The organism is Roseovarius salincola, assembly GCF_026891095.1.
Classification (GTDB): Bacteria; Pseudomonadota; Alphaproteobacteria; order Rhodobacterales; family Rhodobacteraceae; genus Roseovarius; species Roseovarius salincola.
Genome location: NZ_JAPTNL010000010.1, coordinates 88,403 through 110,817, shown reverse-complemented (window position 1 = coordinate 110,817; position 22,415 = coordinate 88,403). Strand labels below are relative to the sequence as shown.

Sequence of the window (22,415 nt, the reverse complement as noted above, 5' to 3'; positions counted from 1 at the left end):
CACGTGCCGCGCGCCCGAATCGGCGCGCTCAGGCCGAGCGCAGCGCCGGTTGGCCGCGCCCCGCGGCCCAGGCGCGCGTCGCCTCGCCGAAGCTGGTAAAGAGCGGGCGGCTGACGGGATCGTTGGCGGCGTTGTATTCCGGGTGCCACTGCACCGCCAGCGCAAAGCCCTTGGCACCTTCGACATAAAGCGCCTCGGGCGTGCCATCCGGCGCGTGACCGTCGATGGCGATCCTGTGGCCGGGCCTGACGACCCCCTGCCCGTGCAGGGTGTTGGTCATGACCTCCTCGGCGCCCATCAGCCGGTGGAAAACGCCCCCCGGCGTGAATTTGACCACATGGCGCAGGGCGAATTTTTCCTCGAGCGTGCCATCCGGGGGCATCCGGTGATTGTCGCGCCCCGGCAAGTCGCGGATTTCGGGATGGAGCGAGCCGCCGAGCGCAACGTTCACTTCCTGAAAGCCCCGGCAGATCCCCAGAATCGGCTGACCCCGCTCGATGCAGGCGCGCACCAGCGGCAGGGTGATCGCATCGCGGGCGCGGTCAAAGGCGCCATGCGCCTCGGTCGCCGCTTCGCCATATTCCTCGGGGTGGACATTGGGACGCCCCCCCGTGAGCAGGAAACCGTCGCAGGTGTCGAGCAACTCATCGACGCTGACGAAACGCGGATCGGTGGGCACAAGCAGCGGCATGCAGCCCGCGACAGAGGCGACCGCCTCGGAGTTCATGATCCCGCCGGCATGGGCCGGGTAGTTCTCATGCAGAAGATAGCGATTGGAGATGATGCCGATGACGGGGCGCTTGGTCATGAGGGTCCTGCTGTTGTTCCATCCATGTCTACCGCGCCAGGGAAGATAGGCAAACGCCGATTGGCGCACAAGCGCCCGCGCGCACATGCAGGGTCGCAAGATGCCTGTTTGGCGGGCGCCCGGCACAATATGCGGGTGTGATCGCGTTGCAGAGCGGCGCGCATCGGCCTACCTTCGCGCCGTATCGCCCAGCATATGGAGACGCCCGCGATGAAAGATGCCGCGCCCCAGACGATCCACCTGTCGGATTACACGCCCCCCGCCTATCTGGTGGACACGGTGGAGCTGACCTTTCGGCTGGACCCGGAGCGCACGCGGGTGCTGAGCCGGATCGCGTTCCGCCCCAACCCGGACACGGATGATCGAGCGTTTTTCCTGCATGGCGAGGCGCTTAAGCTGATTTCTTCACGTATCGACGGTGCGCCGGTCACACCCGGTATGGTCGAGGGCGGGCTGACCTGCGAGGTGCCGGATGCGCCCTTCACATGGGAGGCCGAGGTCGAGATCGCCCCGGCCGGCAATACCGCGCTCGAGGGGCTCTACATGTCCTCGGGGATGTATTGCACCCAATGCGAGGCCGAGGGGTTTCGCAAGATCACTTATTACCCCGACCGCCCCGACGTGATGGCTGTGTTCAGCGTGCGCATCGAGGGCGACATGCCGGTGATGCTGTCGAACGGCAACCCGGTGGCGACGGGCGAAGGTTTTGCCGAATGGCATGATCCCTGGCCCAAGCCCGCCTATCTGTTCGCGCTGGTGGCAGGCGATCTGGTGGATCATCCGGGACGTTTCACAACCCGTTCGGGGCGCGAGGTGGCGCTCAATATCTGGGTGCGCCCCGGCGACGAGGACAAATGCGCCTTTGCGATGGAGGCGCTCAAGAAGTCGATGACCTGGGACGAAGAGGTCTATGGGCGCGAATACGATCTGGACATTTTCAACATTGTCGCCGTGGACGACTTCAATATGGGTGCAATGGAAAACAAGGGATTGAACATTTTCAATTCCTCCTGCGTTCTGGCCAGTCCCGAGACCAGCACCGACGCCAATTTCGAGCGCATCGAGGCGATCATCGCGCATGAGTATTTCCACAACTGGACCGGCAACCGGATCACCTGCCGCGACTGGTTCCAGCTTTGCCTCAAGGAGGGGCTGACGGTTTTCCGCGATGCCGAGTTCACCGCCGACATGCGCAGCGCGCCGGTCAAGCGGATCTCGGACGTGATCGCACTGCGCGCCCGTCAGTTCCGCGAGGATAACGGCCCGCTGGCCCATCCGGTGCGCCCCGAGAGTTTCGTAGAGATCAACAACTTCTATACCGCCACCGTCTATGAAAAGGGCGCCGAGGTGATCGGGATGCTCAAGCGGCTTGTGGGGGATGCGGATTACGCCCGCGCGCTGGATCTTTATTTTGACCGCCATGACGGGCAGGCCTGCACGATCGAGGATTGGCTGGCCGTGTTCGAAGAGGTCACGGGACGCGATCTGAGCCAGTTCAAACGCTGGTATTCGCAGGCGGGCACGCCGCGCCTGAAGGTCACGCAAAACTTCAAAGACGATGTCTATACACTTGATTTTGAACAGACAACGCCGCCCACACCAGGGCAGAACACGAAGCTGCCGCAGGTGATCCCGATTGCCGTCGGCCTGCTTGGCCCCAATGGCGACGAGGTGGTGGCGACCACGGTGCTGGAGATGACCGAGGCGCGCCAGAGCTTTACCTTCAGCGGGTTGGCCGCCGAACCCGTGCCGTCGATCCTGCGGGATTTCTCGGCGCCGGTGATCCTTGAGCGCGAGACCGGCAATCGCGAGCGCGCCTTTCTGCTGGCCCATGATACGGACCCGTTCAACAAATGGGAGGCCGGGCGCGCGCTGGCGCGCGAAGGGCTTTGCGAGATGATCGTCGCGGGCGCGCCGCCCGATGCCGCCTATCTGGATGCCGTGCAGGCGATGGCGCGCGACGATGCGCTGGACCCGGCGTTTCGCGCGCTGGCGCTTGGCCTGCCCAGCCAGGACGATCTGGCGCAGACCCTGCACGAGCGCGGTCACACGCCCGACCCGCAGGCGATCTGGGAGGCGCTGGAGACCCTGCGCCAGGCGCGCGCGCAGCATTGTCAGGACCTGGCGGCGCGGCTTCATGCGCAATACCAGGTGACCGCGCCCTACCGCCCCGATGCGCAGCAATCGGGCGCGCGGGCGCTGGCCAACGCGGCGCTCGGGCTGATCAGCCGCCTTGACGGGGGCGCGGCGGCGCAGCGCCAGTACGACACCGCCACCAACATGACACAGCAGCTATCCGCGCTTTCCTGCCTCTTGCAGGCCGGCAAGGGCGAGGACGCGGTCGCGCGGTTCTATGACCAGTGGCGCCATGACCGGCTGGTGATCGACAAGTGGTTCATGATGCAGATCATTCACGCCGACCCCGCCGAGGCCGCCGACACCGCCGCGCGCCTGACCCGCCATTCGGATTTCGACATGAAGAACCCCAACCGCTTTCGCGCCACGCTGGGGGCGCTGGCAGCCAATCCGGCCGGGTTCCACCATGCCGGCGGCGCGGGATACCGGCTGCTGGCGGACTGGCTGATCCGGCTCGACCCGGTGAATCCGCAGACCACCGCGCGGATGTGTTCGGCCTTCGAGACATGGAAACGCTATGACGCGGCGCGCCAGGCGCTGGTCGCCGCGGAACTGGACCGGATCCTTGCCACCCCTGCCCTCAGCCGCGACACGACCGAGATGGTCAGCCGCATTCGCGGCGCCTGACACGCGCGGTCAATCCTGTGTGGCGATGGTCGCGACGGGGCCGGTCCCGGCAGGGCGCTGGCGCGGGCGCACGTCGCTCATCGGGCGGCAATAGGTCTGTGCGCGGGTCCAGCGCATCATCGCGCCGCGTTTGGCCGAGCTGTGCAGCGGCCCCCAATCGGCGGCCACGCCGCGCATTCCGCGCGACACGACCCCGTCGCGCGACACCGTGCGCGCCATGATCCTGATGGCGCAGCTCAGATTGTCGGGGCCGTGCTTGAGCGCATCGCCACTGCCCGCGCGGCAGCCATAGCCGCGCGCCGTCGATGGCAGGATCTGCAACAGGCCGAACCAGCGCCCGCCACCGCCCACGGCCTGAGGGCGAAAGGTGCTTTCATGTTCGGCCAGCGCCGACAGGAACCCAACCCAGAAGGCGCGCCGCCCCTTGGTGCCTGAATCGGGATAGGCGGGGCACCAGTCGGCGATATCGCGCGGCACCGTCTGTTCGAGCGCGCGGCCATGCTGACCAAGTGCCGAAATCGCCGAGCGGGTCCACAGAGTCGAGCCTGCAACATGCTCCCATCTTGTGCGCGGAATTTCGCCGCCGCGCGCGGGTGCCGCCACGGCGGGCACGGCGGATTCCGTCTCGGCAAGGGCGGGGGCGGCCAAACCCAGCAATACAAGGCCGAAAACTGCGTGAAAACGGGTCATCCGGGCAGTGTGGCCCGTTGCGCGGGATGAATCAATCCCACCCCCGCCTTCCATATTCCCCAGCTTCACCAAAGCCTCGCCCAGATTTCGCCGGAATGCATCGACAGTTTGGTGTCGGGGGCAGCAATACAGGTCAATCGGAGCGTCCATGCCGTTCATCTCCAAATCTATCAAGGATCAGAACTCGTCCAACGACAACGATACAGGGACGAATGCCGGATTCCTTGGCGGGGCACTATCCCGGCTGCGCCGCAAGCCGGATTCAGCAATCGAAGACATGATGAAACGGATCATCCTGCCCTCGCTTCCCGTCAGCGACGAGGAAATGGCGCGCGCAACGCACCAGGACCTCGGGCTGAAACTGGCACGCCAGGAGCTTTGGGAGGATTTCTCGGATCGCGCGATCTATGCCGATGACTGCCGCCTGGCGACACCGGGCGGAGAATCGGCCGCGCTGCTTCTGGCCTTCGGGGCGCGCAGCGATGTGGTGGCCGCCGCCGAGGATGCGATCCATGACGGCGTCGCCCCGGATATGGCCGGGATCGCAGCGCTGGAGGAGGTGCTGGAAGAGCACCGCAGCAGCCATGCCGTGGCGCTGGTCGTGGCGCTGGCGCATTTCGATATCGGCTGGGCCTGGCAGATCGCCACCACCGAGGGCGACTTGCCCGCTGGCCCCGACAGCGCCGAGCGGATCGACGCGCATTTCCAGCGCGCCGCCGAATTGCTGGCGCCCTACGATCCCGAGGAACTCGATGCGCCGTCGCTGGCGGCGGCGAAATGCGCGCTTCTGGCGACCCAGCCCCATCCCGACCGCCGGGTCGCGGACGCCTACGAAAAGCTGATCGACCTCGATCCCGATTGCCAGCGCCACATGCGCGCGCTGGGGCATTACCTGTTGCCGCGTTATTACGGCAGCTACGATCAACTGGAGCTCGAGGCGCGCCGCACCGCCGCGCGCACCGGCGATGTCTGGGCCTCGGGCGCCTATAGCTGGGTCTATCTCGATGCGCTGGCGACGGACGATGCCGCGCTCAAACGCCTTGACGCCGAGTATTTCATCGAAGGCTTGCGCAATATCCTGGCGATCAAGCGCGACCAGCATGTCACCAACCAGCTTGCCGCCTTCTGCGCGATCACCATGGCGCCGGACCGCCCGCGCGCCACGCCGCTGCCTGAAAACTGCGACCAGAAGCGCGCGCTGATGCATGATTGCCTGGACTGGATCCTGTCGGAGTACCTGCAGGAACTGCACCCGCTGGTCTGGTCGCAGACGCTGATGGCGCCGGGCCTGACGCCCGCCCTGCCCTCGCGCCGCGCGCTTGTCACCAGGGGCCGGCAGGCGGCGCTGCGCGCCATCGCGCTGCGCTTTGCCGAAGAGATCGCCGACGGAAGCTCGATCGCCTTCTCGTCCTCGGGGATGTATCGCCTGCCCGCGCTTTGATCGCGGGCGGGCGTGCCGCGTCATCGCACCCTTGCCCAGCCTTCTGCCTTGGCCTAGAACGCCTGCGTCCCACCCGATGGAGAGTGACGCATGCTGGACCTGACATATGAGCCGCCCAAGCCCAAGGTGATTGCCGGGGCGAAACATGACTGGGAACTGGTGATCGGCATGGAGGTCCATGCCCAGGTCGCCTCGAAGGCGAAGCTGTTTTCGGGCGCCTCCACGCAATTCGGGGCGGAACCCAATTCCAACGTCTCTTTCGTGGATGCGGCGATGCCGGGCATGTTGCCGGTGATCAACGAATACTGCATCGAGCAGGCCGTGCGCACGGGGCTTGGCCTCAAGGCGCAGATCAACCTGTGGTCGGCTTTCGATCGCAAGAATTACTTCTATCCCGACCTGCCGCAGGGCTACCAGATCAGCCAGCTTTACCATCCGCTGGTCGGCGAAGGCGAGATCCTGGTGGACATGGAGCCCGGGATCGCGCGCAAGGTGCGCATCGAGCGCATCCACGTGGAGCAGGACGCGGGCAAGTCGATTCACGACATGGACCCGGCGATGTCATTCGTCGATCTCAACCGCACCGGCGTGGCGCTGATGGAGATCGTCAGCCGCCCCGATATCCGCGGCCCCGAAGAGGCCGCCGCCTATGTCACCAAGCTGCGCCAGATCCTGCGCTATCTCGGCACCTGTGACGGCAACATGCAGAACGGCAGCCTGCGCGCCGATGTGAACGTGTCGGTCTGCCTGCCCGGCGCCTATGAGAAATACATGGAGACGCAGGATTTCAGCCATCTGGGCACGCGCTGCGAGATCAAGAACATGAACTCGATGCGCTTCATCCAGCAGGCCATCGAATACGAGGCGCGCCGCCAGATCCAGATCGTCGAATCGGGTGGCGACGTGGTGCAGGAAACCCGGCTTTACGACCCCGACAAGGGCGAGACGCGCTCGATGCGCTCCAAGGAAGAGGCGCATGATTACCGCTATTTCCCCGATCCCGACCTCCTGCCGCTGGAGATCGAGCAGGATTGGGTCGATGCGATCCGCGACAGCCTGCCCGAACTGCCCGACGAGAAGAAGGCCCGATTCATCAACGACTATGGCGTAACCGAATATGACGCCAGCGTGCTGACGGCGGATGTGGACCTTGCCGCCTATTTCGAGGAATCGGTGGGGAGTGGCGATGGCAAGCGCACCGCCAACTGGGTCATCAACGAAGTTCTGGGGCGCGCCAACAAGGCCGATCTTGGTCCGCGCGAGATCGCTGCGCCCGAGGTGAACGCCGCGATCCTGGGCATGGTCACGCGTGACGAGATTTCCACCAAGATCGCCAAGGACGTGCTGGAAAAGCATATCGAATCCGGGCGCGCGCCCGAAGAGATCGTCGAGACCGAGGGCATGAAGCAGGTCACCGATACCGGCGCGATCGAGGCCGCGGTGGACCAGATCATCGCCGACAACCCCGCGCAGGTGGAAAAGGCCAAGGCCAATCCCAAGCTGGCGGGCTGGTTCGTCGGGCAGGTCATGAAGGCCACCGGCGGCAAGGCCAATCCCAAGGCGGTGAACGAGATCATCCAGCAGAAACTGGGGCTGGGCTGAGGGGCTTTCACCCTTGACCCGGCCACCGCCCGAGACCTTGCAGGGGGCCAGATGACGACGACAGCGCCTTTCATGTCCTCGCTTTTCGGGATCGAACCGGGCTGGATCGATCATAACGACCATCTCAACATGGGATATTATACCGTGCTGTTCGACCGCGCCGCCGACGAGGCTTTCGCGCGGTTCGGCTTTGGCCCGGATTACGTGGCGCGGGCCAATCACACTACCTTTTCGGCGGAATTCCACGTGCGCTACCTGCGCGAATTGAAGCTCGGGGACAGGGTGCGCTCGTCCTTCTGGCTGATCGCGCATGACGAGAAGCGCTTTCACAGCTTTCAGGAGCTTTACCACGAGGATGGCTGGCTGGCCGCCACCGGCGAGGGCATGACGCTGCATGTCGACCTTGCCGGGCCGCGCGTGGTGGCGATGCCCGAGGACATCCTTGGCCGCGTCGCCGCAATGGCCGCAGAGCACGCCCGCCTGCCCCGCCCCGAGGGCGTGGGCGCGCGCATCGCGATGGCGCGCAAGGGCTGAGGGACAGGGCGGAACGGATCGCCACGCATCCTGCCCCCTGATCACCCGTCACCCATATGAACACGGCGGCAAATCATCTGATGACGCAAACCGGGTGGCGGTGGCGATCACGCGCTCATCCGCAGGACGTGACCGACAGCGAGCCGAAGTGAATTGCCTGCCCGGGCATGAGGCGTAACGGTTGTGCATGTATCATCAAAGGAGACATGCAACATGATTACCCGACGCAACACACTCTTCGCCGCCGCGGCCGCGGTCGGACTGGCCCTCGCCGGAGCGGCCCAGGCAGGATCAGGCAAGGGCCACGCCCTCAATGCCGATGAAAACGGCGTCATGCTTCAGGGCTATGATCCGGTCGCCTATATCAAGCAGGAAAGCGCGGTCAAAGGCAGTGGTGAGATCACCGCCGAGCACCAGGGCGTCACCTATCATTTCGCCTCGGCAGAGAACCGCGATACCTTTGCGGCCAACCCGGACGCCTATGTGCCTGCCTATGGGGGCTATTGCGCCATGGGCACGGCAATGGGCCTGAAGCTCGACGTCAAACCCGAACTGTTCCGGGTGGTTGACGAGCGTCTTTATCTCAACACCGCCGAAGGCGCGCAGAAGAAGTGGCTGAGCGACGTCTCCGCCCATATCCGGATGGCTGACGAGAAGTGGGCCGGGATCAGGGATATCCCGGCCGATCAGCTCGAGGCGAACTGACCGTCTGTCCGGGGCGGCCGTGCTGAACCGGGTCGCTTCAGGCGCATCGCCGGCGCAGGGCACACGCGCCCTGCGCAGCTGTTTATGCGCGGTGACGATGCAGGCATAACCCGTCCGCCCGCAAGGCTTCGGTGGCTGGACATACCGGATGCGCCGGAGCGCCGGGTCACATGGTCCCATGCCCCTTGAACGCGGTGGTTTCAGGGATCAACAGACAGGCCGACAGGATCTTGCGGGTATCGTCATGGACGCTGGGGCGCTCGCCCAGCCAGCGGCTATACAGGCGATGCGCCGGGGCCTTGCCCGCCGCCATGGCGGCCAGCGAACGGGCGGTTTCGCCAGCGATGGCCGTCAGGCGCTTGCGCATGTTGGCGTGATAGGTGTCACGGTGGCGCGCCTCCATGCGCAAGTGGAAAAGCGAACTGCGCGCGCGCGGCGCGATCCGCATCGCCGCAATCGCCTGCGCGGCGCGCTGGTCAAACGCGGCGCTGGCGCGCGCAAGGCGCCGGGGCGCGCCCGACACGACGCCCAGCGCCGCATCGCTGGCCGCGCGCCGCAGGTCGGCAGCGGGTAACAGAAGCGACAACAGGCGCGCGCGCCGGAACGCGCGCCGCGCGCCGCGCGCATCACCGGCGGCAAAGCCCGCGCAGCCCTGTTCCATCAGCGATTCCCACAAGAGATCCCGCCGCCACCAGCCCGCCTGAAGCGCCACCCGCGCCCGGGGCGCGGCGAAATCAAACCCCCAGATACGCGGCGCGAACATGGTCGTTGTCATGAAGCTCATCGGCAGGGCCCTCCAGTGCCATGTTTCCCGTTTCCAGCACATAGGCATGGCTGGCCAGTTCCAGCGCCAGTTCGGCGTTCTGTTCGACCAGCACCACCGGCACGCCCTGTGCGTTGATATCCTCGATGATGCTGGCGATTTCCTCGACGATCACCGGCGCAAGGCCCATCGAGGGCTCGTCCATCAGCAACAGCCGCGGCGCGGACATCAGCGCCCGCCCGATCGCCAGCATCTGCTGTTCGCCCCCCGACATGGTCTTGGCCATCTGGCGGCGGCGTTCGCGCAGGCGTGGAAAGCGCTCGAACACGCCATCGAGATCGCGCGCCACCTTGTCATGGTCGCGGCGCAGGAAGGCGCCGGTGCGCAGGTTCTCCTCGACGGTCATGTCGGGAAAGATGCGCCGCCCCTCGGGAACATGGGCGATGCCGCGCGCGACGATCTTGTCGGCGCTCAGCCCGTCGATGCGCTGCCCGTCGAAATGGATCTCGCCCTTCAGGAGCGGCACCATCCCCGACATCGCCCGCAAGCTGGTGGTCTTGCCCGCGCCATTGCCGCCGATGATCGTGACGATGGCCCCATCGGGCACCGAAATCGAGATATCGCGCACCGCCGAGACCTTGCCGTAATTGACCGAGACATCCCTCATCTCAAGCAACATGGCGCGCGCCCCCCAGATAGGCTTCGATGACTGCCGGATGGTTTCGGATTTCCGCCGGGTTGCCCTCGGCCAGGAACTTGCCGAAGCTCATGCAGGTGATCGCGTCGCACAGCCCCATGATCGCCTGCATGTCATGTTCGACGATCAGGATGGTGATGCCATCCTCGCGCAGACGGCGCATGAGGTCCATCATGCGGCGGGTTTCCTCGGGGTTCATCCCGGTGAAGGGCTCGTCCAGTAGCATCACGTCGGGATGGCTGGCATAGGCCACCGCCATGCCCAGCGCGCGCTGATGACCATGGCTGAGCTCGCCCGCCAGCTCATCCCGCAGATGATCCAGCCCGAAGAATTCGAGCGCCTCGCGCGCACGCGCCCTCGCGCCCTCGCGGTCATCCCTGTCCCAGCCGATGACCGCGGCGAAGATATTGGGGCGAAACGGCATATGCGTGCCCACAAGGGCGTTCTCCATCACCGTCATTTCCGCGAACAGCGTCGAATGCTGGAAGGTGCGCACCACGCCCCGGCGCGCCACCTCGTGCATCCTGAGGCCGGATATGGTCTCGCCGCGCAGACGAACCTGCCCGCCGCTGGGCTTGTAGAACCCCGAGATCATGTTGAACGTCGTGGTCTTGCCCGCGCCGTTGGGGCCGATCAGCCCGTGGATTTCGCCGTGATCGACCTTGAAGCTGAGGCCATCGACTGCCGTCAGCCCGCCAAAGCGCATGATGAGATTGTCGACTTCGAGAAACTGGGTCATTCCGCCGGGCTCCTTTCCGGGGTGCCCTTTCCGGGGCGCTTGCTGGCGAGTTTCTGCACAAGGCTTTCCAGACCCTTGGGCAGGAACAGGATCGAAAGGATCATGATCAGGCCATAGATCAGCGGGCGCAGCTGCTCGAATCCCATCTCGCGCAGCACGATCTCGTTGAGAACGGTCAGCACCACGCAGCCCAGGATCGGCCCGTAAAAGGTGGCCGTGCCCCCGACAATCGCCCAGGTCAGCACGAACACCATCAGATCCACGTCAAAGGAGGTGGGGTTGATCGTGCCCACGTAATGCGCCATCAGCGCGCCGCTGATCCCGGCAAAACCGCTGGCGATGGAAAAGGCCAGCGTGCGATAGGCACGCAGGTTCACGCCCGAAGCCTCGGCCAGCCGGTCCTGCCAGTGGACCGCATGAAAGGTCAGGCCGACGGGGCTGCGCTCGATGCGCCACAGGATCCAGAGGCAGACTGCCACCACCGCGACCGACAGGTAGTAATAGCTGACCGGCTCGAAGAAATCGAAATCATAAATGCCGATGGAAAAATCCGGCATCGGGTCGATTCCCTTGATTCCCTTGGCGCCGCCGAAAGGATCGCGGAAGCGTTTCCAGAGCAGGCGGATGATCTCGCCCGCCGCAAAGGAGCCGATCAGGAAATAGAACCCCTTCATGCGAAACAGCGGGAAGGACAGGAATACCGCCAGAAGCGCCGCCGTCGCCCCCCCGAGCAGGATCGAGACCGGCACCCAGATTCCCAGCTCCTTGGTGTAAAGCGCCGAGGCATAGGCCCCGACCCCCATGATCACCACATGCGCCAGCGACCATTCGCCGGTCAGCGTGAGCAGCCGGTAGGACGAGACCAGCAGGATATTGAGGGTCAGGAAAACAAGGATTTCCTGCTGCGAGAAGCTGAGCCCATGAGGCAGCGCCAGCAATGCCGCGCCCCCCAGCACGAAGATGGAAAGGTTACGCACGATCCGCACTCCCGAAGAGGCCGGTGGGCTTGATGATCAGCACCAGCAGCATCAGGGACAAGCCCACGATGTCGGCGATCACCCCGTCATAGAAGGTGGTCACGAATGTGTGCACGATCGCATAGGCGACCGAGGCCACGACCGCGCCCTCAAGGCTGCCGACACCGCCGACGATGATGACGATGAAGGCGGTCACGATCACCGAATGGCCCATATGCGGGTTGACCGACACCAAGGGCGCGGTCAGCGCCCCCGCGATCCCGGCCAGCCCCGCGCCGATGAACATGGCGATCCGCGCGGTCTGATTGATCGAGATGCCCTGGAGTGCCGCGGCCTCGGGATCCTGCGCGGCGGCACGCAGCGCCCAGCCGAAACGGGTCTTCTTGAGGAACACCCAAAGCGCCGTCAAAAGCACCACCGCCGCGACGATCACGTAAAGCCGCGCTACCGGCATGCGCACGCGGTCGGAAAACTCGATCACGCTTTGGGTGACGGGGGGGATATGCTCCATGCGCACGCCAAAACCCATCACCGCGAGCGCCTGAAGGATCATCAAAAAGCCGATCGAGGCCACCAGCCCGCCCAGCGGATTATCCCTGAGCGGGCGGAAAAGCGCCCGTTCCATCGCAAGGCCAAGGCAGCCCACAAAGATCAGCCCCGCCGCCACCGCCACGAAGAACGGCACCGCGAGATCCGTGTAAAGCAGGACGACCGTATAGGCCCCCGCCATGTAAAGTTCGCCATGGGCGAAGTTGATCACGCCCATCACCCCGAAAATCAGCACGAGGCCCACGGCGATCAGCGAGATGTAGCTCGCCGCATAGACGGCGTTCAGGCCGGTCTGCGCAAGGAGGTCCAGCATCGGTTCTGTCTCTTCTGCTCGAGTGAGAAAAGCGCGGGGCGCGAACACATCGCCGCCCCGCGCCCGTGATCGCGCCGGATCAGCCGCGCTGGTCCCACATCTGGTCATAGGCCTTCATGTGCTTGACCAGAAGATCGCCGTGCTTGTCATACCAGGCCGGGATATTGCGGAACTCCTTGATCGTGGCCTTGCCGCCCTCGATCGCGACCACCGGCCAGTCGCCGACCAGCGCGTTCTCGATCCCGAACAGATCCTTGCCCCACCAGCGCGCATCGCCAAACGCGTGCTTGCCGGTGCCGCCATCCTTCATCGCCGCGATCACCGCGTCGGGTTCGGATGAACCCGCCTTTTCGGCCGCCGCCTTCCAGAGGTCCATGATCGAGGCATATTCCCAGCTGACCGCGCCCCACTGGCCCGGATAACGCTTGTTGTATTCGGCAAAGAAGCCGTTGGGATCCTCGAAATTCACCTGATCGGAATTCAGCGCCGGGTCATCGAAATCGGGGAACTGGAACAGGAACCCTTCCATGAATTCGGCCGATGTCTTGGCGATCATCTGGTCATAGAAATCCGCGGTGCAGGAAATGATCTGCCCCTCGTAACCCTGCTGGAAAAGCTGTTCGCAGATCGGATGGACATAATCGGAATAGCAGGTGTCCAGACAGACGATATCGGGGCTGGACGAGATCAGCCGCGTCACCACCGGCGCGAAATCCGTGGTTGCGGGGTCGAACAGCAGCGGCTCGCGCTGCATCTCGATGCCAGCCGCCTCGAAGGCGGCAAGATAGGTGGCGACCGACGGCAGGCCAAGCGCATCATCCTGCGCGCACATCACGGCCGTTTTCAGCTCGGGGCGGTTCTCGGCCATCCATTCGACGGCGGTGACGTTGTAGATCGGATGCACCTCGGCGGGCGCGATGAGCGTGGTCGTGTCGGGGCCAAGGTCGCTGGGCAGCAGCGTGGAGAACAACATCCCCGTCCGGTCGGCCACGGGCTGGACGCCGGGCCAGGTATCGCCGCCAAGCATCATGATGAAGCTGACGCCGTCCTCGCGGATCAGCTTGGTGGCGCCGGTGCGCGCCTTGGCGGGGTCATATTCATTGTCGTAGGCCACGAATTCGACCATGTAGTCGCCATCCGACAGCTTGATGCCGCCCGCGGCGTTGATCCGCTCGGCCCAGATTTCGCAGCCATCGAGCCCGGGTTTACCCCAGGCCGCAACGGCGCCCGTGAGTGGTGCAAGGAAGCCGATCTTGATCACCTTGTCCTGCGCATTGGCGATGCGCGGAAGGCTGGTCGCCGCCGCGGCCGCGGCGGTGGATTGCAGGAATGTCCGGCGCGTCAGCCCCGGCTTGCCGAATCTTGAAAACATTGTTGTTTCTCCCATGTTGGCGTGCCCGGACATCACGGTCAGGGCCGGCTTTTTGGAGGCCAACATTCTTGTCGGGATAACGCGCGGCGCGGCAGGGCTGGCGCGAGGCACAACCATACCAGTTCGCGCAAATTGGTTTGGCCTCAGGTTCAAACGCTAGCAGAGAAGCCCGACTCTGCCAAGAAAATTGGTTCATAATTCGGATCAATTGTGATTTTTGGCATAATTTCGGTTCACATATATTTGCGCAAAATGGGCCAATTCATTGAATTCATGCCACCTTTCCACGTCGCCCAAACCACAGGCATTGCCGGGCGAAGGAACCAATTTAACCGCCGATGAAACCAAATGTACGCTTCGCGCTTCCAGCGCGGCGCGATGCGCGCTAACCTGCCCCCCGCATGAGAGATGCCCGCAACAACCCGGACGGTGCAATGACCAGAAACGCCGAGGACACCGCCACGATCGTCGCCAGCCAGCCGCTGGGCGCGACGGTCCAGATCGTGGTGGACACGCTGTTCGCGCGCATCAAGTCCGAGGAATATCCCAGCGATACCCGCCTGCCCTCGGAACGCACGCTGGCCTCGGAACTGGGTGTGGCGCGCAACACCGTGCGCGAGGCGCTCGACGTGCTGGAAAATCAGAAGGCGATCCGCCGCCGCCCCGGCTCGGGCAGTTTCGTCACCTATCGCTCGACCGCCGCCGCCCATCGCGGCGACGACTCGGTCGCGGACGATACCAGCCCGCTCGATCACCTTGTGGTGCGCGGCATTCTGGAACCGGAAATGGTGCGGCTGGCGGTGGTCAACATGACCCCGCGCCAGATCACGCAGCTTTCGCAGACGCTGTCCGAGATCGAGGGGATCAACACCGATGTCGATGCGTTCATCGAGCTGGAGGAAAAGCTTTACACCCAGATCGCCGAAGGCACCGGCAACCCGCTTCTGGCGTCATGCTATCGCCTCACGATCGAGACCTACCGGCAGAGTTTCCGCACCAAGCTGCGCCGCCGCAACCTGACGCCGCGCCGCATCCAGGACTATCAGAAACGCTATAACACGCTGTTCAACGCCATCGCCTCGCGGGATGTGGCCTCGGCGGTGGAATTCATCAAGCTGCACCTTGTCGAGGAACAGAAATTGCTTTTGCAGGAATTCTAGCGCCGGCTCACATGTCGAGACTGCGGGCCTGAAGATCCGTGCCCGCATCACCGCCCCGCTCAAGCCGCTGTTGCCACATCTGCCCCAGATCCTCCATCTCGCGCCTGAGCAGCCCGGCATGGGCCGCCAGCCAGTCGGGCACCGAGCCGAAATGCACGATCCCCGCCTTGCCGCCCTGCACCGTCACCACCGGCCAGTCCCCGACCAGCGCATTGTCGATGCCGAACACATCCGCGCCCCACCATTGCGCGGGTCCGAAGGCGTGGGTGACATGGCCAAGCTGCTTCATCGCCGCCAGCACCGAGAGCGGATTGACCGTGCCGGCCTTTTCCACCGCCGCATGCCAGATATCGAGGATCGCGGCATATTCCCAGCTGACCGCGCTCCAGCTATCTGGGTAACGGGCGTTGTACTCCTCGTAGAACACATTGGGTTGATTGAAGAAAAACGCCTTTTCGCGCAGCGCCGGGTCATCGAAATCGGGAAACTGGAAGGTGACGCCTTCCATGAAACCCCGCCCCGTGCGTTCGACCAGCCGCTCGTAATGGTCGAGCGTGCAGGACAGGATCTGCCCGGGAAAACCCTGCGCATGGGCGTATTCGGTCATCGCATGGACCATCGGCGTATAGCTGGTGCACCAGCACAGGATATCGGGATCCGCATCCAGCATCGGCTGCACCAGCGCCGCCGCGTCGGTCATGTCGGGATCGTACTGGATCTCCTTGGCGATCCCGATGCCCGCCGCCTTGAACGCCGCGCGATAGGTCGCCAGCGACGGCAGGCCCAGCGCGTCGCGCTGGCTGCACAGCGCCACGGTCTTCAGGTGCGGGCGGGTCCGCGCCAGCCACTCGACCCCGGTCACCACATAGATCGGATGCACCTCGGACGGGGCGATCAGATAGGGCGTGTCGGGGCTCAGGTCGCTGGGCAGCAGCGTCGAGGTCAGGATGCGCCGGTCCATCAGGTAATCCGATACCGGGGTGAAACTGTCACCCCCCAGCATCATCAGCAGTTTCACGTCGCGCTCCTGCACCAGCCGCATCGCCCCCTCGAGCGCGCCTTGCGGATCATAGCCGCAATCATGGGCGTGAATGCGGATCGGATAGCGCCGCCCGCCGACCAGCACACCGCCCGCATTGTTCAGCCAGTCCTCCCAGATCCGGCAGCCATGCAGACCCGGCAGGCCCCAGGATTCGACCGGCCCGCTGAGCGGCGCGAGAAAGCCGATATTGACCGTGCTGTCCATTCCGACCTGCAGACGCGGCAGCGCGCCGCTGATCGCCAGACGATGTGCAAAGCTCGAAGATTCCATCATTTTCCTCGTGATCGGGCATCCGCGCCTGACCCAGACTAACATCAATTTCCACATGCAACAGGTTTGTTGTTGACAGATTGGTCCACTGTTTGGCTTATTTGAATGAACCAAAAGAACCAAACCATGATTTTGGTTCATACCAATCAGGGGAGACCAACCAGATGGCAAAGAAGCGAATTTGCGTGATCGGCGCCGGCCCGTCGGGCCTTGCCCAGCTGCGCGCCTTCCAATCCGCCGCCGAACAGGGCGCAGAGATCCCCGAGATCGTCTGTTACGAGGCCCAGTCCGACTGGGGCGGGCTGTGGAACTACACCTGGCGCACCGGCGTCGATGACAACGGCTTTCCCTGTCACGGCTCGATGTATCGCTACCTGTGGTCGAACGGCCCCAAGGAGGGGCTGGAATTCGCCGATTACACCTTTGACGAACATTTCGGCAAGGAAATCGCCAGCTACCCGCCCCGCGAGGTGCTGTTCGATTACATCAAGGGCCGGGTGGAAAAGGCCGATGTGCGCGGCTGGATCCGCTTTGACAATTACGTGCGCGATGTCAGCTACGACGATGCCACCAGGACATTCACCGTGACCGCACGCGACACCGCCAAGGACGCGGAAACCACCGAGGAATTCGACCACGTCATCGTCGCCTCGGGCCATTTCTCGACCCCGAACGTGCCCTATTATCCGGGGTTCGAATCCTATAACGGGCGCATCCTGCATGCTCATGATTTCCGCGATGCGCGCGAGTTCCAGGGCAAGGACATCCTGATCATGGGTTCGTCCTATTCGGCCGAGGATATCGGCTCGCAATGCTGGAAATACGGCTGCAGGTCGATCATCTCGTCGCATCGCTCGGGGCCGATGGGGTACAAATGGCCCGACAACTGGGATGAAGCCCCCGCCGTCGACCATGTCGAGGGCAAGACCGTGCATTTCGTCGATGGCACCAGCCGCGCGGTGGACGCGATCATCCTGTGCACCGGCTACAAGCACCATTTCCCCTTCCTGCCCGACGATCTGCGCCTCAAGACTGCCAACCGGCTGGCGACAGCGGATCTTTACAAGGGCGTCGCCTATGTGCCCAATCCGGCGCTGTTCTACCTTGGCATGCAGGACCAGTGGTTCACCTTCAACATGTTCGACGCGCAGGCCTGGTGGGTGCGCGACTGCATCATGGGCCGGATCGCCCTGCCCGACGCCGCCACGATGGAGGCCGACTGGAAACAGCGCGAGGCCGACGAGGACGCGCTCGAGGACGATTACGGCTGCATCCGCTACCAGGGGGATTATGTCGAGGAACTGATCGCCGAAACGGATTACCCCTCTTTCGATGTCGAGGCCGCCTGTCAGGCCTTCTACGAGTGGAAGAAGCACAAGAAGAAAGACATCATGGCCTTCCGCAATCACGGCTATGTCTCGCCGATGACCGGCAAGAAGGCCCCGGCGCATCATACGCCTTGGGTGGATGCGCTGGACGACAGCCTAGAGGCCTATCTGCAATCCCCAAAGCAGGCGCAACCCGCCTGACTTCGGGCCATCCCAAAGGCGCGACACAGCCATGACCCTGACCCCGCGTTTTGAAACCCCCTATGAGCGGTCCGGCGTGCTTGTGCCCGGCTTGCCGGTTCTGGAACCCGGAGTCGAACGCTACCCGGTGCCGGGCGGCGGGTCGCGCGCCGTGGCCGTCGAGGCGGGCGACGAGGTCGCGGTGCTGGACCCGCAGGGCCTTCAGGTGGGCGAACTGGTGATCTTCGCGCCTGACGGGCGCTCGGATGCCGGGATGCTGGGCGCCAGCGGCGCGGGGCGCCCGGAAGGTGTGATCGCGGCGCTGAACGGCGGCACGCCATCGGGCGCGCGGGTCGCGCGCGCGCTTGACGCGGCGGGCTTCGACCTTGGGCGCGCCGATGCCGTGCGGGTCTTTGACGAAGGCTCGCGCCCCGGCGACATGGCGCGCTTTCATGCCGCCTGCGACGGGCTGGTCATTCTCGCCGCACCCGGCGGCCCGATGCGCCCGGACGCGCAGGACGCCCCCACCGGGCTGATCCTCTATGTGCGCCGCGCCAACCTGCGCAACGCCAAGGGCGGGCTTGCCCCGCCCGATCCGCTGGCCGACCCGATCCACGATTTCAATATCCAGCCGGGCGCGGCGCAAAGCTATGAGGTCAGGAAAGGCGAATATATCCAGATCCTCGACGTGCAGGGGCGCGAATGCTCGGATTTTCAGGCCTTTTCGATGCGCGCGCTCGACAAGGGGATCGAGCGCGATATCGACCCGACCACCACCCGCACGCTGATGGGCGCGCTTTACCCCCAGCCGGGCATCTTCTCGAAATACTGGAGCGTCGATCAGGAACCGCTGGTCGAGATCGTGCAGGATACCTGCGGGCGCCATGACACGTTCGGGCTGGCCTGCACGGCGCGCTATTACGAGGATCTGGGCTATCCGGGGCATGTGAACTGTTCGGACAACATCAACGCCGACCTCGCGCAATACGCCATCCGACCGCGTGCGGGCTGGCCGGCGATCAACTTCTTCTTCAACACCATGCTGGACGAGACCAACGCCATCGGTATGGACGACCCATGGTCGCGCCCCGGCGATTTCGTGCTGTTGCGCGCGCTCACCGATCTGGTCTGCGTCTCGACCGCCTGCCCCTGCGACGTGGATCCGGCCAATGGCTGGAATCCCACCGATATCCAGGTGCGCAGCTATGGCGCGGACCAATCCTTCAGCCGCTCGATCGGCTATCGCAAAACGGCGGAGGCCGATGTGGAAGACACCAAGGAAACCGGATTTCATGGCCGCTTCGCGCGCCATACCCGCAATTTCGTCGAATATAACGGCTATTGGCTCGCCTCGGACATGACCGGCCACGGCGCGCTGGACGAATACTGGGCCTGCCGCGAAAAGGCGGCGGTGATGGATCTCAGCCCCTTGCGCAAATACGAGGTGACCGGCCCCGATTCCGAGGCGCTGATGCAGCTTTGCGTGACCCGCGACATCAAGAAACTGGCCGTCGGTCAGGTGGTCTATACGGCGATGTGCTACGAGCATGGCGGGATGATCGACGACGGCACGGTGTTCCGCCTCGGCCAGGACAATTTCCGCTGGATCGGGGGCAATGACCTGTCGGGGCTTTGGCTGCGCCAGCAGGCCCAAGAGCGCGGGCTGAACGCCTGGGTGCGCGAGTCCACCGACCAGTTGCACAATATCGCCGTTCAGGGGCCGCTGAGCCGCGAAATCCTCGCGGCGATCACATGGACGCCACCGACCCGGCCCACCATCGACGAACTGGGCTGGTTCCGCTTCACCGTCGCGCGGATCGGCGATTATGACGGCATCCCGCTGGTAATCAGCCGCACGGGCTATTCCGGTGAGCTGGGCTATGAGCTGTTTTGCCATCCGCGCGACGCGGCGGCGCTGTTCGACGCGGTCTGGGAAGAAGGCGCGCCCAAAGGGATGCTGCCGCTGGGGCTCGAGGCGCTGGACATGCTGCGCATCGAATCCGGGCTGATCTTCGCGGGCGCCGAGTTCTGCGACCGCACCGACCCGTTCGAGGCCGGGATCGGCTTTGCCGTGCCGCTCAAGACCCAGAGCGACGATTTCATCGGCCGCGCCGCGCTCGAGGCGCGTAAGGCCCAGCCCCAGCGCAAGCTGGTGGGGCTGGAGATCGAAAGCGGCATCGTGCCCTCGGGCGGCGACTGCGTGCGCCTCGGGCGCGCCCAGATCGGCGAGATCACATCGGCCATGCGCTCGCCGATCCTGGGCAAGACCATCGCGCTGGCGCGTCTTGACCTGCCCCATACCGGGATCGGCACCGCCGTCGAGGTGGGCCAGCTTGACGGCCAGCAAAAGCGCCTGAAGGCGAATATCGTGCGCTTCCCGCATTTCGACCCCACGAAGGAACGGGTGAAGGGGCATTACGACTGAGCGCAGCGCCCGGCTTCGGACCGGGCCGGGGGCGCTGCCCCCGTCGCGCATGGCGCGACTCCCCCGGGATATTTGAGAACAGAAGAAGGCCGATCACGCGCAGCCGCGCTTTGCGTCTTGCCGATATCCACGCTAGACTTTTGTCAGCCACGCGAACGGACCGGACACCCCTTGAGCCATCACCCCGAAGACGAGGGCGGCGACGCCCCCTGCTTCGCCCACCATCTCGTGGGCGGGCATCCCGTGGACCCCGCGACCGCGCGCGACGTGGCGCGGTTTCGCAAGGGCGAGCGCGCGCGTCTGCTGGAGGCGCGCAAATTATCGACGCCGGATCGCGAAGCGGCTCTGGCGGGGCTGCGCGACGGGCTCGAGAAACGCATCACGATAAGAAATGGCGTGAGGATCGCCGCCTATTGGCCGATCCGCTCCGAACCTGACCTGCGCGGCTGGATGGAAGCGGCCCATCACGCGGGGGCGCGGATCCTGCTGCCCGTCGTCGTCGAAAAGGCCGCCCCCCTCGAATTTCACCACTGGTCGCCCGGGTGTCGCATGACGCGCGGGGTCTGGAACATCCCGGTGCCCGCCGACAGCGGCGAAGACCGGCCCGATATCGTGATCGCGCCGCTGCTTGGCGTGGACCACGCGTTTTACCGGCTGGGCAATGGCGGGGGCTATTACGACCGCACGCTGGCGGCGCTCGACCCGCGCCCGCACATCGTCGGCGTCGGGCTGGCGGGCTGCACCCTGCCCACGATCTACCCGATGCCCTGGGATATCCCGATGGACGAAATCATCCTGTCGGATGGCACGATGCGGCAACGCGCGGGCGATCCCGGCTGAGCGCGACGGGTCAAAAAGGTTTTGCCCCAAGCACTTGCCGCCGCCGCGCTTGCATGCAACAACCTGTCAGACAGCGGTTGCGCCGCCCGTTCTTCGCGGCCAGCCAATCCGGCGATCCGATTGAATACCTTATGAAATCCCCTTGGTCCCCTGGCCACCTGGCCCATATCCTTCTGATCTACGCGGGTGCGCTCCTGTTCGGGCTTTTTGCCCATTGGCTGCGGTTCCCGCTGCCCTGGATGATCGGCGCGATGGTCTTTGCCTCGTCGGTGCGGATGGCCGAGCGCCCCCTCGCGGTACCCGGTCAGACCCGGCAGATCGGGCAGATCCTGGTGGCGACTTCGGTCGGACTCTCGTTCACCCCCGAGGCGGTGGGGGCGATGGTATCGCTCTTGCTGCCGATGGTGGGGGCTGCCTTTCTGACCATCGGGCTTGGCTTTGTCGTGGCGGCGTTCCTCATGCGCATCGCGCGGGTGGATGTGATTACGGCCGTGCTGTCATCGGTGCCGATGGGGCCGGTGGAAAGCGCCACGCTGGCGGTCAGGCATGATGTACCGCCCGGCCCGGTGATCTTTGCCCAGACCCTCCGGATCATGCTGCTGGTGGTGCTGATCCCGCCCGCCATCGTGGCGATCGACGGCACGATCAAGGACCCGGTCGCCGCGCTCAGCCGCATGGACTGGACCGTGCCGGGCGCGATCCTGCTCTGCGTGACGGGGGTTGCCGGTGCTCTGGCGGCGCGCGCGGTAGGGCTGGCCAATCCGTTCTTCGTCGGTTCGCTGGGGGGCGCGGCTCTGGCGGCGGCGCTCAGCCTGCCGCTCACCGCCTATCCCTATCCGGTGCTGGTGCTGGCGCAGATCTTCCTGGGGGTCTGGCTGGGCGCGGTCTTTGACCGCGACCTGCTCAGGCGTGCGCGCGGTTTCATTCCGGGGGCGATGCTGGCGTCGCTGCTCCTGATCGCGCTCTGCATCGGCATGGGGATCGGGCTGACATGGCTGACCGGCGAATCCTGGCAGGTGATGCTGCTTTCGACCGCTCCCGGCAGCGTCACCGAAATGGCCCTGACCGCCAAGATCCTGGAAGACGGGCTGGCGGTGGTCACGGCCTTTCACGTGATCCGGATCTTCATCATCCTGCCGCTTGCGGGCACGATCATCGGCGTGACCGCACGGGTCGCCGAGCGTTGGGGGCTGCGCCCGCGCTAGACGCGCGCCCTG

19 protein-coding genes are annotated in these 22,415 nt (G+C 64.8%); 10 read left to right on the top strand and 9 right to left on the bottom strand.

The annotated features are described in order from the left end of the window. Positions 1–28: 28 nt before the first annotated feature. Positions 29–808 carry a gamma-glutamyl-gamma-aminobutyrate hydrolase family protein gene (locus tag N5A93_RS12300; RefSeq protein WP_268955400.1) on the bottom strand — a complete coding sequence of 260 codons (780 nt, stop codon included), beginning with the start codon at positions 806–808 and terminating at the stop codon, positions 29–31. Between the two features lie 210 nt (positions 809–1,018). On the opposite strand from N5A93_RS12300, the gene pepN reads away from it, so the two are divergent. Beyond that, complete coding sequence (gene pepN, locus N5A93_RS12295; RefSeq protein WP_268955399.1) at positions 1,019–3,571, top strand: aminopeptidase N; 2,553 nt, start codon at positions 1,019–1,021, stop codon at positions 3,569–3,571. 9 nt (positions 3,572–3,580) lie between these two features. On the opposite strand, the gene N5A93_RS12290 is transcribed toward pepN, so the two are convergent. Further along, a complete protein-coding gene (locus N5A93_RS12290; RefSeq protein WP_268955398.1) occupies positions 3,581–4,261 on the bottom strand; it encodes a transglycosylase SLT domain-containing protein in 681 nt (226 codons plus the stop codon). 148 nt (positions 4,262–4,409) lie between these two features. On the opposite strand from N5A93_RS12290, the gene N5A93_RS12285 reads away from it, so the two are divergent. The 4 genes from N5A93_RS12285 to N5A93_RS12270 all read left to right on the top strand — a co-directional run bounded on the left by N5A93_RS12285 (position 4,410) and on the right by N5A93_RS12270 (position 8,543). Further along, positions 4,410–5,702: a hypothetical protein gene (locus tag N5A93_RS12285; protein ID WP_268955397.1), complete on the top strand. Its 1,293-nt coding sequence runs from the start codon at positions 4,410–4,412 to the stop codon at positions 5,700–5,702. A gap of 90 nt (positions 5,703–5,792) precedes the next feature. Further along, positions 5,793–7,304: an Asp-tRNA(Asn)/Glu-tRNA(Gln) amidotransferase subunit GatB gene (gene gatB, locus N5A93_RS12280; protein ID WP_268955396.1), complete on the top strand. Its 1,512-nt coding sequence runs from the start codon at positions 5,793–5,795 to the stop codon at positions 7,302–7,304. Positions 7,305–7,355: 51 nt separating this feature from the next. Then, the gene (locus N5A93_RS12275; RefSeq protein WP_268955395.1) at positions 7,356–7,838 is read left to right on the top strand and encodes a thioesterase family protein; all 483 of its coding nucleotides are present in this window, start codon (positions 7,356–7,358) and stop codon (positions 7,836–7,838) included. Positions 7,839–8,051: 213 nt separating this feature from the next. Next, positions 8,052–8,543, top strand: a complete 492-nt coding sequence (locus N5A93_RS12270; protein ID WP_268955394.1) for a YHS domain-containing (seleno)protein — start codon at positions 8,052–8,054, stop codon at positions 8,541–8,543. A gap of 166 nt (positions 8,544–8,709) precedes the next feature. Here N5A93_RS12270 and N5A93_RS12265 read toward each other — a convergent pair whose 3' ends face one another. The 6 genes from N5A93_RS12265 to N5A93_RS12240 form a co-directional block, all read right to left on the bottom strand. Further along, entirely contained in the window at positions 8,710–9,327 is a 618-nt protein-coding gene (locus N5A93_RS12265) for a tetratricopeptide repeat-containing protein (RefSeq protein ID WP_268955393.1), read from the bottom strand. Next, entirely contained in the window at positions 9,278–9,985 is a 708-nt protein-coding gene (locus tag N5A93_RS12260; protein WP_268955392.1) for an ABC transporter ATP-binding protein, read from the bottom strand. The genes N5A93_RS12265 and N5A93_RS12260 overlap by 50 nt, the downstream gene beginning before the upstream one ends. Then, positions 9,975–10,742: an ABC transporter ATP-binding protein gene (locus tag N5A93_RS12255; protein ID WP_268955391.1), complete on the bottom strand. Its 768-nt coding sequence runs from the start codon at positions 10,740–10,742 to the stop codon at positions 9,975–9,977. The genes N5A93_RS12260 and N5A93_RS12255 overlap by 11 nt, the downstream gene beginning before the upstream one ends. Further along, entirely contained in the window at positions 10,739–11,719 is a 981-nt protein-coding gene (locus N5A93_RS12250) for a branched-chain amino acid ABC transporter permease (protein ID WP_268955390.1), read from the bottom strand. Before N5A93_RS12250 ends, N5A93_RS12255 begins: the two co-directional genes overlap by 4 nt. Beyond that, positions 11,712–12,581 (bottom strand): branched-chain amino acid ABC transporter permease, encoded by an 870-nt coding sequence (locus N5A93_RS12245; RefSeq protein WP_268955389.1) that lies wholly within the window; start codon positions 12,579–12,581, stop codon positions 11,712–11,714. Before N5A93_RS12245 ends, N5A93_RS12250 begins: the two co-directional genes overlap by 8 nt. 79 nt (positions 12,582–12,660) lie before the next feature. Then, positions 12,661–13,953, bottom strand: a complete 1,293-nt coding sequence (locus N5A93_RS12240) for an ABC transporter substrate-binding protein (protein WP_268955388.1) — start codon at positions 13,951–13,953, stop codon at positions 12,661–12,663. 434 nt (positions 13,954–14,387) lie between these two features. Here N5A93_RS12240 and N5A93_RS12235 point away from each other — a divergent pair, with 434 nt between their 5' ends. Then, entirely contained in the window at positions 14,388–15,113 is a 726-nt protein-coding gene (locus N5A93_RS12235; RefSeq protein ID WP_268955387.1) for a FadR/GntR family transcriptional regulator, read from the top strand. Between the two features lie 7 nt (positions 15,114–15,120). Here the strand turns inward: N5A93_RS12235 and N5A93_RS12230 are convergent, their stop codons facing one another. Further along, positions 15,121–16,425 carry an ABC transporter substrate-binding protein gene (locus N5A93_RS12230; RefSeq protein WP_268955386.1) on the bottom strand — a complete coding sequence of 435 codons (1,305 nt, stop codon included), beginning with the start codon at positions 16,423–16,425 and terminating at the stop codon, positions 15,121–15,123. Positions 16,426–16,589: 164 nt separating this feature from the next. On the opposite strand from N5A93_RS12230, the gene N5A93_RS12225 reads away from it, so the two are divergent. The 4 genes from N5A93_RS12225 (at position 16,590) to N5A93_RS12210 (ending at position 22,403) form a co-directional block, all read left to right on the top strand. Beyond that, positions 16,590–17,954, top strand: coding sequence for a trimethylamine monooxygenase (locus N5A93_RS12225; protein WP_268955385.1), 1,365 nt, complete (start codon positions 16,590–16,592; stop codon positions 17,952–17,954). A 31-nt stretch (positions 17,955–17,985) separates the two neighbouring features. Then, the gene (locus N5A93_RS12220) at positions 17,986–20,358 is read left to right on the top strand and encodes a trimethylamine N-oxide demethylase (RefSeq protein WP_268955384.1); all 2,373 of its coding nucleotides are present in this window, start codon (positions 17,986–17,988) and stop codon (positions 20,356–20,358) included. A 171-nt stretch (positions 20,359–20,529) separates the two neighbouring features. Beyond that, complete coding sequence (locus N5A93_RS12215; protein WP_268955383.1) at positions 20,530–21,198, top strand: 5-formyltetrahydrofolate cyclo-ligase; 669 nt, start codon at positions 20,530–20,532, stop codon at positions 21,196–21,198. Between the two features lie 53 nt (positions 21,199–21,251). Further along, entirely contained in the window at positions 21,252–22,403 is a 1,152-nt protein-coding gene (locus tag N5A93_RS12210) for an AbrB family transcriptional regulator (protein ID WP_268955382.1), read from the top strand. The last annotated feature ends 12 nt before the right edge of the window (positions 22,404–22,415 follow it).

Excerpts from the sequence above, each read along its gene's own strand:
- N5A93_RS12240 (WP_268955388.1), bottom strand. The coding sequence starts at position 13,953 with ATGTTTTCAAGATTCGGCAAGCCGGGGCTGACGCGCCGGACATTCCTG.
- gatB (WP_268955396.1), top strand. The coding sequence starts at position 5,793 with ATGCTGGACCTGACATATGAGCCGCCCAAGCCCAAGGTGATTGCCGGG.
- N5A93_RS12255 (WP_268955391.1), bottom strand. The coding sequence starts at position 10,742 with ATGACCCAGTTTCTCGAAGTCGACAATCTCATCATGCGCTTTGGCGGG.
- N5A93_RS12220 (WP_268955384.1), top strand. The coding sequence starts at position 17,986 with ATGACCCTGACCCCGCGTTTTGAAACCCCCTATGAGCGGTCCGGCGTG.
- N5A93_RS12260 (WP_268955392.1), bottom strand. The coding sequence starts at position 9,985 with ATGTTGCTTGAGATGAGGGATGTCTCGGTCAATTACGGCAAGGTCTCG.
- N5A93_RS12285 (WP_268955397.1), top strand. The coding sequence starts at position 4,410 with ATGCCGTTCATCTCCAAATCTATCAAGGATCAGAACTCGTCCAACGAC.
- pepN (WP_268955399.1), top strand. The coding sequence starts at position 1,019 with ATGAAAGATGCCGCGCCCCAGACGATCCACCTGTCGGATTACACGCCC.
- N5A93_RS12290 (WP_268955398.1), bottom strand. The coding sequence starts at position 4,261 with ATGACCCGTTTTCACGCAGTTTTCGGCCTTGTATTGCTGGGTTTGGCC.
- N5A93_RS12210 (WP_268955382.1), top strand. The coding sequence starts at position 21,252 with ATGCAACAACCTGTCAGACAGCGGTTGCGCCGCCCGTTCTTCGCGGCC.
- N5A93_RS12230 (WP_268955386.1), bottom strand. The coding sequence starts at position 16,425 with ATGGAATCTTCGAGCTTTGCACATCGTCTGGCGATCAGCGGCGCGCTG.
- N5A93_RS12275 (WP_268955395.1), top strand. The coding sequence starts at position 7,356 with ATGACGACGACAGCGCCTTTCATGTCCTCGCTTTTCGGGATCGAACCG.
- N5A93_RS12245 (WP_268955389.1), bottom strand. The coding sequence starts at position 12,581 with ATGCTGGACCTCCTTGCGCAGACCGGCCTGAACGCCGTCTATGCGGCG.
- N5A93_RS12235 (WP_268955387.1), top strand. The coding sequence starts at position 14,388 with ATGACCAGAAACGCCGAGGACACCGCCACGATCGTCGCCAGCCAGCCG.
- N5A93_RS12225 (WP_268955385.1), top strand. The coding sequence starts at position 16,590 with ATGGCAAAGAAGCGAATTTGCGTGATCGGCGCCGGCCCGTCGGGCCTT.
- N5A93_RS12270 (WP_268955394.1), top strand. The coding sequence starts at position 8,052 with ATGATTACCCGACGCAACACACTCTTCGCCGCCGCGGCCGCGGTCGGA.
- N5A93_RS12300 (WP_268955400.1), bottom strand. The coding sequence starts at position 808 with ATGACCAAGCGCCCCGTCATCGGCATCATCTCCAATCGCTATCTTCTG.
- N5A93_RS12265 (WP_268955393.1), bottom strand. The coding sequence starts at position 9,327 with ATGAGCTTCATGACAACGACCATGTTCGCGCCGCGTATCTGGGGGTTT.